Source organism: Streptomyces sp. NPDC102270 (genome assembly GCF_044766405.1).
GTDB lineage: Bacteria > Actinomycetota > Actinomycetes > Streptomycetales > Streptomycetaceae > Streptomyces.
The window spans coordinates 237,304-250,196 of the sequence record NZ_JBIWLX010000005.1 but is presented as its reverse complement, the minus strand read 5'-3'; the positions used below and the strand labels follow the sequence as shown (position 1 = coordinate 250,196).

Sequence of the window (12,893 nt, the reverse complement as noted above, 5' to 3'; positions counted from 1 at the left end):
GTGGCCGAGCAGCTGTACGCCACCCTGAAGACCAACCACGGCGACATCGAAGTCCGGCTTCTGCCGAACCACGCCCCGAAGACGGTCAGGAACTTCGTCGAACTCGCCCAGGGCGAGCGCGAGTGGACGCACCCCGGCACCGGGGAGAAGTCCACCAAGAGGCTCTATGACGGCACGATCTTCCACCGCGTCATCAGCGGCTTCATGATCCAGGGCGGCGACCCGCTGGGCACCGGCATCGGCGGCCCGGGCTACGAGTTCGAGGACGAGTTCCACCCGGACCTCGGCTTCAACAAGCCCTACCTGCTCGCTATGGCCAACGCCGGCCCCGGCACCAACGGCTCGCAGTTCTTCATCACCGTCTCCCCGACGGCCTGGCTGAACCGCAAGCACACCATCTTCGGCGAGGTCACGGACCCCGCCAGCCAGAAGGTCGTCGACGCCATCGCCGGCGTCAAGACCACCCGCCCCAACGACCGCCCGGTCAACGACGTCGTCATCGAGCAGGTCGTCGTGGAGACGCGCCAGGGCTGAGCCCCGGCAACCCCCACCAAGGGAACCAAACGCCCCGCTCAACCGTAAGGAGGAGCGGGGCGGTGCATGTGGGCACGACGACCCAGGGCGATTTCGGGCAACTTCGGGCGACTTAGGGGATGGCATGAATCAGGAGGCGGGCAGTACGCCAGAGGCCCAGAACCTGCCTGGCTGCTACCGGCACCCGGACCGTGAGACCGGCATCCGCTGCACCCGCTGCGAACGCCCGATCTGCCCCGAGTGCATGGTCAGCGCCTCCGTCGGCTTCCAATGCCCCGAGTGCGTCCGCGACGGGGGCGGCACCGGACCGGCTCCGGCCGCGGCACGACCCCGCACCCTCGCCGGCGGGACGGTCACGGCCGATCCCCGGCTGCTCACGAAGATCCTCATCGGGATCAACGTCGCGGTGTTCATCGCCCTCCAGGTCAACACGTCCCTGGCGGCGGACCTCAGCCTCATCGGTGCCTGGCCGCCGGCGCCCTTCCAACCCACCGAAGGTGTCGCGGACGGGCAGTACTACCGCCTGGTGACCTCGATTTTCGCGCACCAGGAGATCTGGCACATCGGCTTCAACATGCTCAGCCTGTGGTGGCTCGGCGGACCGCTCGAAGCGGCCCTCGGCCGCGCCCGCTATCTCGCGGTCTACCTCGCCTCCGGTCTCGCGGGCAGCGCCCTGGCCTATCTGCTGGCAAGTCCGGCCACCCAGACCCTCGGCGCCTCCGGTGCCATCTTCGGCCTCTTCGGCGCGACCGCGGTCCTGATGCGCAAGCTCAACTACGACCTCCGGCCGATCATCGCGCTCCTGGTGATCAACCTGATCTTCACCTTCAGCTGGAGCGGCATCTCCTGGCAGGCACACATCGGTGGCCTGGCCGCCGGCCTGATCACCGGCTACGGCATGGTCCACGCCCCGCGCAAGCGGCGGGCACTCGTGCAGTACGGGACCTGCGCGCTGGTCCTGCTGGTCGTCGTGGGCATGACCCTGATCAGAACGGCCCAGCTGACCTGACGGGTCGGTGCGACCCCTCTGAGCGGCCCGTTTTCCACAGCGAGTACCGGATCTTGTGCATACAGTGCGGGAACAGCTGTGCCCCCTGTCGCTGACCCGCGTTTGTGCAGGTCAGGAAGGGGGCGAACAGGCTTGCGGGGGATGGTGCGATGGTCGTACCGGCGTCAACGTCCGATGGGTTATCCACAGATCGTCGTCTTTTCCCCAGGTCCTGTGGATATTGCTCCAGGCTGTGGATAACTCAGCGGATAGCCCTGGGGAGAGCTACTTCCACTGGGTGGAGACGCCGAATCCGGCGGCGATGAAACCGAAGCCCACCACGATGTTCCAGTTGTCCAGAGCGTCGATGGGGAGCGAGCCGTCCGTCACATAGAAGACGACGATCCAGGCCAGCCCGATGAGGAACATGGCCAGCATCACAGGGGCGACCCAGGTGCGGCTGTTCAGTTTGATGGCGGTCGCCTGCTTCGCCGGGGGCGGCGTGTAGTCGGCCTTCTTGCGGATACGTGACTTCGGCACGAGGGTCTCTCCTGTCGATGCGCTGCGTGGCCGCGCAGGTAACTGGTCGGGCTCCGGGCAGCGTACAAGGGGACTCTTAGCGCTCCCCTGGGCGTCCGTTAGCGTAGTGCTTCCGCGGCGCCGAAGGAGATAAGGGTACGTTGAGCAATTCTGCCGACTCCCCCCAGTCCGGATCCAGTCCTGTCCGCAGGCGAGGTTTCCGGCCGGTGCGGGTGCTCACCGTGGCCGTCTTCGCTCTCGCGGGACTCATCTTCTTCACGAGTTTCAATACGGCCAAGGGCACCGACATCCGCACGGACGCCTCCATGCTGAAGCTCTCGGACCTCATCCAGGAGCGGAGCCGCAACAACGGCGAGCTCGACGAGTCGAACGGCTCGCTGCGCCGGGACGTCGAGTCGCTCGCCGAGCGCGACGACGGCAGCACCAAGGCCGAGGACGACAAGCTCGCCGCCCTGGAGGAGCGGGCAGGCACCCAGAAGCTCAAGGGGAAGGCGGTCACGGTCACGCTCGACGACGCCCCGCCGAACGCGACCGCCAAGCTTCCCGGCTACCCCGAGCCGCAGCCCGACTACCTGGTCATCCACCAGCAGGATCTGCAGGCCGTGGTCAACGCCCTGTGGAAGGGCGGCGCCCAGGGGATCAAGGTCATGGACCAGCGGCTGATCTCCACCAGCGCCGTGCGCTGTGTCGGCAACACCCTGATCCTCCAGGGCCGCGTCTATTCGCCGCCGTACAAGATCCAGGCGGTAGGTGATCCCGGGAAGCTGAAGCAGGCGCTCGCGGACTCCAAGGCGATCCAGAACTACATGGTCTACGTCAATGTCTACGGGCTCGGCTGGAATGTGGCCGACGACGGCACGGTGACTCTTCCCGGCTACTCGGGCACAGTGGATCTGCAGTACGCCAAGCCCGTGGAGTGAGCACGGTGTGAGCCCCTGGAGCCGCCGGTGCGTGTCGTCGTCAGGACCGTCAGCGAGCTGTGCATCACCGTCGGCGCCCTGATCGTGTTGTTCGTCGTCTATGTGCTGTTCTGGACCGGTGTGAAGGCCGACACCGTCATGGACGACCAGATCGACCAGTTGCAGAACCAGTGGGCGCAGGGGAGCGTGCGGCAGCCGAAGGTGACGGCCGGCCCGTCCGGCTCCCCTGCGGATCCGGCGCCGTACCGGAGCGGGAAGCCTTTTGCGATCATGTACATCCCCCGGCTTGGTTTCACGTGGAACAAGCCCGTGCTCGAAGGCACCGAGGTCGCCACCCTGAAGAAGGGTCTCGGGCACTACGTGAACACCGTGCAGCTCGGACAGCAGGGCAACTTCTCGGTCGCCGGGCACCGGCGCACCTATGGGGATCCGTTCAAGGACTTTTCGCGGCTGCGGCGAGGTGACGCGGTGGTCCTGACGGACGGGACGACCTGGTTCACGTATCGGATCGACAAAGGGCCTTACAAAACAGTGCCCACCGACATTGAGGTGATCGATCCTGTGCCACGTAAATCCGGGTACACGCGGCCTGGCCGCTATCTCACGCTGACCACGTGCGATCCGGAGTGGGGACACAGCCACCGGCTGATCGTCTGGGCACACCTGGACTCCACACAGCCTGTGGAGGACGGCAAGCCGGTTGCCCTGCGCCGTTAGTCTGGTGCGGTACGGCGTGTGTGTGGATGCCGTGGTGCGACGGAAGGGACGGCATGTACGGCTGGATCTGGCGGCATCTGCCGGGGAACGCATGGGTGAAGGCGCTGCTCTCACTCGTGCTGGTCGTTGCTGTGGTCTACGTCCTGTTCCAGTACGTGTTCCCGTGGGCCGAACCGCTGCTGCCCTTCAACGATGTGACGGTGGACAACCAGTGAGCGCGCGCATTCTCGTCGTCGACAACTACGACAGCTTCGTCTTCAACCTCGTTCAGTACCTGTATCAGCTGGGTGCGGAGTGCGAGGTGCTGCGCAACGACGAGGTGTCGACGGCGCACGCCCAGGACGGCTTCGACGGCGTCCTGCTGTCGCCCGGACCCGGTACGCCGGAGGAGGCCGGGGTCTGCATCGAGATGGTGCGTCACTGTGCCGCGAGCGGGGTGCCGGTCTTCGGTGTCTGTCTCGGGATGCAGTCGATGCAGGTGGCGTACGGCGGTGTCGTGGACCGCGCGCCCGAGTTGCTGCACGGCAAGACGTCGTTGGTCGAGCACGAGGGCCGTGGGGTCTTCGCCGGGCTGCCCACGCCCTTCACGGCGACGCGCTACCACTCGCTGGCCGCGGAGCCGGCGACCGTCCCGGCCGAGCTGGAGGTCACCGCGCGGACGCACGACGGGATCGTCATGGGGCTCAGGCACCGTGAACTCCCGGTCGAGGGCGTGCAGTTCCACCCGGAGTCGGTGCTGACGGAACACGGCCATCTGATGCTGGCCAACTGGCTGGTGGAGTGTGGGGACCAGGGCGCGGTGGCGAGGTCGGTGGGGCTCGCCCCGGTGGTGGGCAGGGCCACGGCGTGACGGCCCTGCGCCCCGAGCGCGAGGACTTGTACGGCGACGCGTCGTACGAGTCCTACGGCGGCGATGCCTATCGCGGGGAGTCCTTCGCCGGTGGTTCGTCTGGTTCGCCTGGTTCGTCTGCCCAGGAGCCCTACGGTCAGGAGTCCTACGCCCAGGAGTCGTTCGGGGAGGCGTCCTCGGGCGCGTCCTCGGGTGGGGCGTCGGCGTCGGTGCCCTATGTCCCCCCGGCCGACGATGAAACGGTGGCGTTGCGGATACCCGATCCGCCGCCGCCCTCCATATCCGCCTCTGCGGCCTCTTCCGTCACATCCGCCACTGGATCCCCACAGGGCGGCCGTGCGGCCCGCAGAAAGGCCGCCAAGCGCCGTCACGGGCGTCATGGCGGTACGGCGGCCCCCGATGCGCAGCCGGAGCAGGGCGCGCCGGACTCGCCGAACTCGCCGGAGGGCAAGCCGCTCTCCCGTGTCGAGGCCCGTAAGCAGGCGAAGGCCCGTAAACCCGGCGCGGCCGTGGTCGCGAGCCGGGCGATCGGCGAGGTGTTCATCACCACCGGTGTGCTGATGCTGCTGTTCGTCAGCTACCAGCTGTGGTGGACCAACGTCCGGGCGCACGCGCAGGCGGACAAGGAGGCGAGCAGCCTCCAGAACGACTGGGCCAGCGGGAAGGGTGCCCCGGGTACCTTCGAGCCGGGTCAGGGCTTCGCCCTGCTGCACATTCCCAAGCTGGACGTGGTGGTGCCGATAGCCGAGGGCGTCAGCAACAAGAAGGTCCTCGACAAGGGCATGGTCGGGCACTACAGCGAGGGCGCGCTCAAGACGGCGATGCCCGACGCGAAGACCGGCAACTTCGCCCTGGCCGGGCACCGCAACACACACGGCGAGCCCTTCCGTTACATCAACAGGCTCAGCCCGGGTGACGCGATCGTCGTCGAGACGCAGGACGACTACTTCGTCTACAAGATGACGTCGACGCTTCCGGTGACGTCTCCGAGCAACACGAGCGTGATCGACCCCGTCCCCAAGGGATCCGGTTTCACCACGGCCGGCCGCTACATCACCCTCACCACCTGCACGCCGGAGTTCACCAGCAAGTACCGGTTGATCGTCTGGGGCAAGATGGTCGAGGAACGGCCGCGCAGCAAGGGCAAGCCGGATGCGCTCGTCCAGTAAGGGCAGATGACTAGTGGCAGCGACCACCGAGCAAGAGCAGAACACCGGCAATCCCGCGCCGCGCCGCCGCGGCACCGGCCGGATCGCCATGGCGGTCAGCGTCTTCGGTGAACTCCTCATCACGGCGGGCCTGGTGCTCGGCCTGTTCGTCGCCTACTCGCTGTGGTGGACGAACGTCATCGCCGACCGTTCGGCGCACAAGGAAGCCGACAAGGTGCGCGACAGCTGGATGCAGGGCCGTGACACCGGTCCGGGCGCGCTGGACACGAAGAACGGCATCGGCTTCCTGCACGTCCCCGCGATGAAGAACGGTGAGGTCCTGGTCGAGAAGGGCACCTCGACGAAGATCCTCAACGACGGCGTCGCCGGCTACTACGTCGACCCCGTCAAGGCCACGCTCCCCACCAGCGGCAAGACCGGCAATTTCTCCCTCGCCGCCCACCGCGACGGGCACGGCGCGAAGTTCCACAACATCGACAAGGTCAAGAAGGGCGACCCGATCGTCTTCGAGACCAAGGACGAGTGGTACGTCTACAAGGTCTACGCCGTCCTTCCCGAGACCTCGAAGTACAACGTCACGGTCCTCGGCCGGATCCCCAAGGAGTCCGGCAAGAAGAAGGCCGGCCACTACATCACCCTGACGACGTGCACGCCGGTGTACACCTCGCGGTACCGGTATGTGGTGTGGGGCGAGTTGGTCCGCACGGAGAAGGTGGACAACGAGCGGACACTGCCGAAGGAACTGCGGTGACTGGGGTCCTTTGAGGACCTCAGTCGCCTAGCATGGCGGAGGCCCGAAGCCGCAACTATCTCTTGCGGCTTCGGGCCTCTTTGCGCCGGGCCGTGCCTACTCCAGGACTTCCAGCGGTTCCCCGGCGCTCCACTGCTCCAGCAGCCCCCGGTGTACGACGGTGATCTCGGTCTCGGCGGCGATGCTCAGGGCCTCAGGGGTGAAGGGGCAGGTCGCCACGTAGAGGGCCACATCCGCGTTGTGGAGAACCTTCGCCGCCCCGACGAACTTCTGGACCGCCGGGCTGGTGATGTTGAGGTAGGGCGCGAACCGCTTGCACTGCACGACGAGCCGTCGTCCGGTGGCAGTGAGCCCGATGATGTCGACACCCCGGTCCCCGCGACCGCCCTCTACGACGACGTTGGTGCAGCCCGTCCCGGCGCAGCAGTTTGGCGATGTGGTGCTCGAACCTGCGGCCGTTCATGGCGTCCATGGCGGCCATGACTCCGACGGTGGGCCGGTCGTCCCGTACGCCTTCGAGTCGTTGAAGGCGGGTGTGGTGCTGGTGGAGGCGTCGCTCGATGCGCTGGACTCCTGCGCGCAGGGCGATCAGCTCCTTGCGGTGCTCGCCCGATGTTTCGATCAGGGCGTTGAACATCGGTACGACGGTCTTGCCGAGGATGTGGGTGATGCGTTGGTCGATGCGGTCGTCGAGAGAGACGGTCTCCCTGTGGACAGGGTTATCCACAGGCTGGGTGCGGGCCAGGTACTCCATGTCCAGGAGGTACACACGCACCTGACGTGCGACTTCGCTGTCGCGGAGGAGCATGGCGACGTTGAGGACGGCTCGGCGGGAGAAGAGGGCGAGGGAGCGGGAACGCGACTGAATCCCACTGAGTGACTTGAAGTCACTCAGTCGCGAACCTGCCAAACGTGGTAGCCGTTGTTCTCCAGCTCTGTTCGGTGGTCCTGGACGAGGGCTCGGAGGGCCTCCACAGTGACTTCGAAGTACGCCGCCACCATCGCCGTGGTCACATGCATCCCGTCCGGCAGCAGCGACAGTGCCTTGACCCTGTCGAGTACGTCCGTGCGTTCCAGGACGCTGTTGCGCAGGCTCTGGGATTCCAGCAGCGCCGATTCGTTGATCATGTTCTGCCCTTCCGGTTGAGGCATGGCTCCATGGCCAGGGCAGAGCTTCGGCACCCCACTCGAATGGATCAACGAGTCGGCATATAGGAAGACACGATCGGTATGCGAACACGCCGACGGACGGGCGCGGGTCGCCATGAGGAAGCCCCGTCGCCCTGTGATGGGCGGCGGGGCTTGTCTCTGTGCGGGGTTCTCCGTGCGGCTAGCCGGTTCCGCCTCCGAAGAAGCCTCCGCCGTTGTTGCCGCCGTTGTTGTTGCCGTTGCCGACGCTCACCGTGGTGAGGTTGATCTGGGTGCCGCCCGCGTTGTCGACCTCGCTGCCCCCCTGGGGGTCCTGCTGGGTCACGAGGGCGGTGTCGCTCTGGTCGCTGCCGTTGGTGAACTGGATGTTCGTGAAGCCGGCGTTGTTGAGGATCTGCCGGGCCTGGGCGACCGTGCGGCCCCTGACGTCCGGGACCGCGGTCTTGTTCGCTGCCTTGCCGATCTGGATGTCGACCGACGAGTTCTTGTCGACCTGGGTGCCGGCCTGCGGCGAGGTCGAGATGACCTTGTCGATCTGGTTGGTGTCGTTGGTCTCCACCTGGGTGCAGTTGCCGACGAGGTTGTTGGCCTGCATCTGTGCCTTGGCGTCGTCACAGGACCGGCCGGTGACGTCCGGGACCGTGGATTTCTCCTCGGCCTTGGCGATGGTGAGGGTGATGGTGGAACCCTTCTCCACCTCTTCGCCGAGCCTCGGGTCCTGGTTCAGGACGATGCCCTCCTTCTCGGTGGACACCTCCTTCTTGGTCTTGACGACGAACTGGTACTTGTCGTCCTGCAGCGTCTGCGTGGCCTGGTCGACGTCCTGGCCGAGGACGCTGGGGACGGCCACCTTGGGTGCCCCGGTGGACACCACGATGCTGACCGTGGAGTTCTTGTCGACCTTGGTGCCGCTCGTCGGGTTCTGCTCGCAGATGTTGCCCTTGGCCGTGTTCTCGCACGGCTTCTCCGTGACCTGGCCGAGCTTCAGGTCGACGTTGCTCAGCTGTTTCGTCGCGTCGGGCTGCGACTGGTTGACGAGGTTCGGCACGGTCACCTGGTCGTTGCCCGCACCTCCGCCGCTGAAGATCCACTTGCCGATCAGGATGGCGCCGACGAGCACCAGGACGCCCGCCACCACCAGCAGGATGGTCGAGGTGTTCGACTTCTTCTGGCGGCGCCGGTCGGGGCGGTCGTCGTAGCCGAAGCCACCGTCGTCCCCGTTCATCGGCGGCAGCATGGTGGTGGCGCCGGCGTCGGAGCGCAGGGCGGTGGTCGGCTGGTCGTCCGGGTAGCCGCCGTAGCCCACCGAGCTCATCGCCGCGGTGGCCGCGACCGGCTGGCCGTCGAGGCAGGCCTCGATGTCGGCGCGCATCTCGTCGGCCGACTGGTAGCGGTAGTTCGGGTCCTTGACCAGGGCCTTGAGGACGATGGCGTCCATCTCGGGCGTGATCTCGGGGTCGAACACCGACGGGGGCTGCGCTTCTTCCCGTACGTGCTGGTAGGCGACGGCCACCGGGGAGTCGCCCACGAAGGGCGGCCGGACCGTGAGGAGCTCGTAGAGGAGGCAGCCGGTGGAGTAGAGGTCCGACCTGGCGTCGACCTGCTCGCCCTTGGCCTGCTCGGGCGAGAGGTACTGGGCGGTGCCGATGACCGCGGAGGTCTGCGTCATGGTCATGCCGGAGTCGCCCATGGCGCGGGCGATGCCGAAGTCCATCACCTTGACCTGGCCGTTGCGCGTGAGCATCACGTTGGCCGGCTTGATGTCGCGGTGGACGATGCCGCTGCGGTGGGAGTACTCCAGCGCCTGGAGGATCCCGATGGTCATCTCCAGGGAGCGCTCCGGCAGCAGCTTGCGGCCGGAGTGCAGCAGCTCGCGGAGGGTGGAGCCGTCGACGTACTCCATGACGATGTACGGGATCGAGACCCCGTCGATGTAGTCCTCGCCCGTGTCGTAGACCGCCACGATCGCGGGATGGTTGAGCGAGGCGGCCGACTGGGCCTCCCGGCGGAACCGGGCCTGGAAGGAAGGATCACGCGCGAGGTCCGCGCGCAGCGTCTTCACCGCCACCGTGCGGCCGAGGCGCGTGTCCATGGCGAGGTAGACCTCCGCCATGCCACCACGGCCGAGCACCTGGCCCAGCTCGTACCGGCCGCCGAGGCGACGCGGCTCTTCCATAGCTTCCTACCAGCCCTCTCCGTCGGTCCCGACCGGCACGTGTGTGCCGTCGGAGGCTGCACTCCGGGCCTACCGTACCCGGCTAGCTTTGTGTGACCTGGCCAAGTGCGTCACCCGATACAGGACCGGTATCGCAACGTGCATCGATGCGGAGGCGACGTGATCGGGGTCACTGCTTGGACTTGATGACCGCCTCCATGACGCTCTTGGCGATGGGCGCCGCGAGACCGCTGCCGGAGATGTTCTCGCGGACCGCGTTGTCGTCCTGGACGACCACGGCGACCGCGACCGGGGCGCTGTCGCCGACCTTGGCGTACGAGATGAACCAGGCGTACGGGTTCTTGCTGTTGTTCTCGCCGTGCTGGGCGGTACCGGTCTTGCCGCCGACGGTGACGCCCTGGATCTGGGCCGTCGTGCCGGTGCCCTTCTGGACGACCGTCTCCATCATCGACTGGAGGATCTGCGCGTTCTCCGCGGAGAGCGGTTCGCTCATCTTCTGCGGCTTGGTCTTCTCCAGGGTGTCGAGGTTCGGGGCCTGGAGGGAGTCGACCATGTACGGCTTCATCAGGGTGCCGTTGTTGGCGACGGCCGAGGCGACCATGGCCATCTGCAGCGGGGTCGCGGCGGTGTTGAACTGGCCGATGGAGGAGAGCGCGACCTCGGAGGGCGCCATGTCGTCGGAGAAGACCGGCGCGCTGGAGCGGACCGGCGTGAACTGCTCCTCGGTGAAGCCGAACTTCTTGGCCTCTTCGAGCATCTTGTCGTTGCCGAGGTCGGAGCCGACCTTGCCGAAGACGGTGTTGCAGGAGTACTGGAGGGCGGTCCGCAGGGTGGCGTTCTTGCAGGGGATGCTGCCCTCGTTCTTCAGCTGGGTCGTGGTGCCGGGCATGGTCCACGGCAGCGGTGAGTCGGTCTTCTCGTCGGCCGACTTGTACAGGCCGTTCTCCAGCGCGGCAGCCGCGGTGACGACCTTGAAGGTGGAGCCGGGCGGGTAGACCTCGCGCAGCGCCCGGTTGAGCGACGGGTCGTCGGGGTTGTTCTTCTTGTCGATCTTCTTCCAGGCCTCGGCGTCGGCGTCGCTGCCGCCGGCGATCGTCGAGGGGTCGTACGACGGGTAGGAGGCCAGCGCCAGGATCTTGCCGGTGGAGGGCTCGATGGCGGCGACCGCGCCCTTGCCGCCCTGCTTCTTCAGACCGTCGTAGGCGGCCTTCTGCGCGGCGGCGCTCAGGGTGGTGACGACGTTGCCGCCCTCCTTCGGCTTGCCGGTGAGCATGTCGAGGGTGTTGCGGAAGAAGAGCCGGTCGTCGTTGCCGGTGAGGATGCCGTCCTCGAGGGACTCCAGCTGGGTGGCGCCGTAGGCCTGCGAGACGAAGCCCGTGACCGGCGCCCACATCGCGCCGTCCTTGTAGGTGCGCTTGTACTTGAAGTCGCCCGAGGTCGTCTCCGCGTGCCCGGTGATGGACTTGCCGTCGACGATGATGTCGCCGCGGGGCGTGGCGTACCGCGCGATGAGCACGCGGCGGTTGTCCGGGTCCTCCCGGAGGCTGTCGGCCTTGACGTACTGGAGCCAGTTGTCGCGGATGAGCAGGGCCAGGACCAGGAGGCCGCAGAAGATCGCGATCCGGCGCAGGGGCTTGTTCATGACGGGCGGACCACCTGGGTCATCTCGGCGTCGGGGCTGGGGGCGGGGGCGGGCGCGGGGCGGCGTGCGGTGTCGCTGATTCTGATCAGGATGCCGATCAGGGCCCAGTTGGCGATGACGGAGGAACCGCCGTACGCGAGGAAGGGCATCGTCATACCGGTGAGCGGGATCAGGCCCATCACGCCGCCGGCCACCACGAAGACCTGGAGCGCGAAGGCGCCGGACAGGCCGATGGCGAGGAGCTTGCCGAAGGGGTCGCGGGCGGCGAGGGCGGTGCGGACGCCGCGCTCCACGATCAGGCCGTAGATCAGCAGGATCGCCATGAGGCCGGCCAGGCCCAGTTCCTCGCCGAAGGTGGCGAGGATGAAGTCGGAGTTGGCGGCGAAGCGGATCAGCTCGGAGTGGCCCTGTCCCCAGCCGGTGCCGAGGGTGCCGCCGGAGCCGAAGGCCCACAGGGCCTGCATGGCCTGCTCGGAGTGGACCATGCCGTCGCCGTTGGGGGTGCGGCTCAGCGTGTACTCGCGCATCGGGTTGAGCCAGGCCTGGACACGGGTCTGGACGTGCGGTTCGAAGCTGGCCACGCCGACGGCCCCGGCGGCGGACATCAGCAGACCGAAGACGATCCAGCTGGTCCGCTCGGTGGCGACGTACAGCATGATGATGAACATTCCGAAGAACAGCAGCGACGTACCGAGGTCGGTCTCGAACACCAGGATGAGGATCGAGATCATCCAGACGACGATGATCGGGCCGAGGTCGCGGCCGCGCGGCAGGTACAGGCCCATGAAGCGGCGGCTGGCGAGGGCGAGCGCGTCGCGCTTGACCATGAGGTAGCCGGCGAAGAACACCGCGAGGACGATCTTGGCGAACTCGCCGGGCTGGATGGTGAAGCTGCCGACCTGGATCCAGATCTTGGCGCCGTAGGTGATGTTGGCGCCGAGGCCCGGGACCAGCGGGAGGAGCAGCAGGACCAGCGCGCCGACCATGGAGATGTAGGTGTAGCGCTGCAGGGTGCGGTGGTCCTTGAGGAAGATCAGGACGACGGCGAACAGGGCGATGCCCATCGCGGTGTAGATCAGCTGGTTGGTGGCCTTGCCGCCGGCGACATGGATCTGCTGGAGCAGCTTCGACTGGTCCAGCCGCCAGATCGCGACGAGTCCGAGGCCGTTGAGCAGGGTGGCCAGGGGCAGCATCAGCGGGTCCGCGTACGGGGCGAACTTGCGGACGACGAGATGGGCGACGCCGGCCAGCAGACCGAGGCCCAGGCCGTAGCTGAGCAGCCCGGTGGGGACCTGGTCGTTGATGGCCAGGCCCACGTTGGCGTAGGCGAAGACCGGGATCAGGACGGCGAACACCAGCAGCGCCAGCTCGGTGTTGCGGCGGCTCGGCGCGCCGATCGCGCCGATCGTGGACGTGTGGTGCGTCGACGTGTTCGAAGTACTGCTGCTCATCGTGTG

General features: G+C 67.0%; 14 protein-coding genes and 1 pseudogene. 9 read left to right on the top strand and 6 right to left on the bottom strand.

The genetic code is table 11. The features are described from left to right. Positions 1–534 (top strand): peptidylprolyl isomerase, encoded by a 534-nt coding sequence (locus ACIRP7_RS11455; protein ID WP_280850479.1) that lies wholly within the window; start codon positions 1–3, stop codon positions 532–534. Positions 535–658: 124 nt separating this feature from the next. Next, a complete protein-coding gene (locus tag ACIRP7_RS11450) occupies positions 659–1,543 on the top strand; it encodes a rhomboid family intramembrane serine protease (RefSeq protein ID WP_403656579.1) in 885 nt (294 codons plus the stop codon). 264 nt (positions 1,544–1,807) lie between these two features. On the opposite strand, the gene crgA is transcribed toward ACIRP7_RS11450, so the two are convergent. After that, positions 1,808–2,062 carry a cell division protein CrgA gene (gene crgA / locus ACIRP7_RS11445; protein WP_403656576.1) on the bottom strand — a complete coding sequence of 85 codons (255 nt, stop codon included), beginning with the start codon at positions 2,060–2,062 and terminating at the stop codon, positions 1,808–1,810. Positions 2,063–2,202: 140 nt separating this feature from the next. Here crgA and ACIRP7_RS11440 point away from each other — a divergent pair, with 140 nt between their 5' ends. From ACIRP7_RS11440 to ACIRP7_RS11415, 6 genes are read left to right on the top strand one after another with little or no spacing between them, the layout of a single operon-like run. Next, positions 2,203–2,982, top strand: a complete 780-nt coding sequence (locus tag ACIRP7_RS11440; protein ID WP_403656573.1) for a DUF881 domain-containing protein — start codon at positions 2,203–2,205, stop codon at positions 2,980–2,982. Positions 2,983–3,009: 27 nt separating this feature from the next. Then, the gene (locus ACIRP7_RS11435; RefSeq protein ID WP_403656570.1) at positions 3,010–3,699 is read left to right on the top strand and encodes a class E sortase; all 690 of its coding nucleotides are present in this window, start codon (positions 3,010–3,012) and stop codon (positions 3,697–3,699) included. A gap of 26 nt (positions 3,700–3,725) precedes the next feature. Beyond that, entirely contained in the window at positions 3,726–3,914 is a 189-nt protein-coding gene (locus ACIRP7_RS11430) for a hypothetical protein (RefSeq protein WP_352387235.1), read from the top strand. Beyond that, a complete protein-coding gene (locus ACIRP7_RS11425) occupies positions 3,911–4,549 on the top strand; it encodes an aminodeoxychorismate/anthranilate synthase component II (RefSeq protein WP_403656566.1) in 639 nt (212 codons plus the stop codon). Before ACIRP7_RS11430 ends, ACIRP7_RS11425 begins: the two co-directional genes overlap by 4 nt. Next, entirely contained in the window at positions 4,546–5,718 is a 1,173-nt protein-coding gene (locus tag ACIRP7_RS11420; RefSeq protein WP_403656563.1) for a class E sortase, read from the top strand. The genes ACIRP7_RS11425 and ACIRP7_RS11420 overlap by 4 nt, the downstream gene beginning before the upstream one ends. A 13-nt stretch (positions 5,719–5,731) precedes the next feature. Continuing rightward, the gene (locus ACIRP7_RS11415; RefSeq protein WP_403656560.1) at positions 5,732–6,469 is read left to right on the top strand and encodes a class E sortase; all 738 of its coding nucleotides are present in this window, start codon (positions 5,732–5,734) and stop codon (positions 6,467–6,469) included. A gap of 96 nt (positions 6,470–6,565) precedes the next feature. Here ACIRP7_RS11415 and ACIRP7_RS11410 read toward each other — a convergent pair. Next, a pseudogene (locus ACIRP7_RS11410) lies at positions 6,566–6,844 on the bottom strand (restriction endonuclease); the annotation flags it as partial. Between the two features lie 28 nt (positions 6,845–6,872). Between ACIRP7_RS11410 and ACIRP7_RS11405 the strand changes: the two are divergent. Next, positions 6,873–7,349, top strand: a complete 477-nt coding sequence (locus tag ACIRP7_RS11405) for a hypothetical protein (protein WP_403656557.1) — start codon at positions 6,873–6,875, stop codon at positions 7,347–7,349. An 11-nt stretch (positions 7,350–7,360) separates the two neighbouring features. Here ACIRP7_RS11405 and ACIRP7_RS11400 read toward each other — a convergent pair whose 3' ends face one another. From ACIRP7_RS11400 to ACIRP7_RS11385, 4 genes are all read right to left on the bottom strand, one after another. Further along, positions 7,361–7,621 carry a hypothetical protein gene (locus ACIRP7_RS11400; protein WP_403656554.1) on the bottom strand — a complete coding sequence of 87 codons (261 nt, stop codon included), beginning with the start codon at positions 7,619–7,621 and terminating at the stop codon, positions 7,361–7,363. Positions 7,622–7,799: 178 nt separating this feature from the next. Beyond that, positions 7,800–9,794 (bottom strand): Stk1 family PASTA domain-containing Ser/Thr kinase, encoded by a 1,995-nt coding sequence (gene pknB / locus ACIRP7_RS11395; protein ID WP_403656551.1) that lies wholly within the window; start codon positions 9,792–9,794, stop codon positions 7,800–7,802. Between the two features lie 169 nt (positions 9,795–9,963). Beyond that, complete coding sequence (locus ACIRP7_RS11390; protein ID WP_403656548.1) at positions 9,964–11,436, bottom strand: peptidoglycan D,D-transpeptidase FtsI family protein; 1,473 nt, start codon at positions 11,434–11,436, stop codon at positions 9,964–9,966. Continuing rightward, the gene (locus ACIRP7_RS11385) at positions 11,433–12,887 is read right to left on the bottom strand and encodes an FtsW/RodA/SpoVE family cell cycle protein (protein ID WP_403656545.1); all 1,455 of its coding nucleotides are present in this window, start codon (positions 12,885–12,887) and stop codon (positions 11,433–11,435) included. The genes ACIRP7_RS11390 and ACIRP7_RS11385 overlap by 4 nt, the downstream gene beginning before the upstream one ends. Positions 12,888–12,893: the final 6 nt, after the last annotated feature.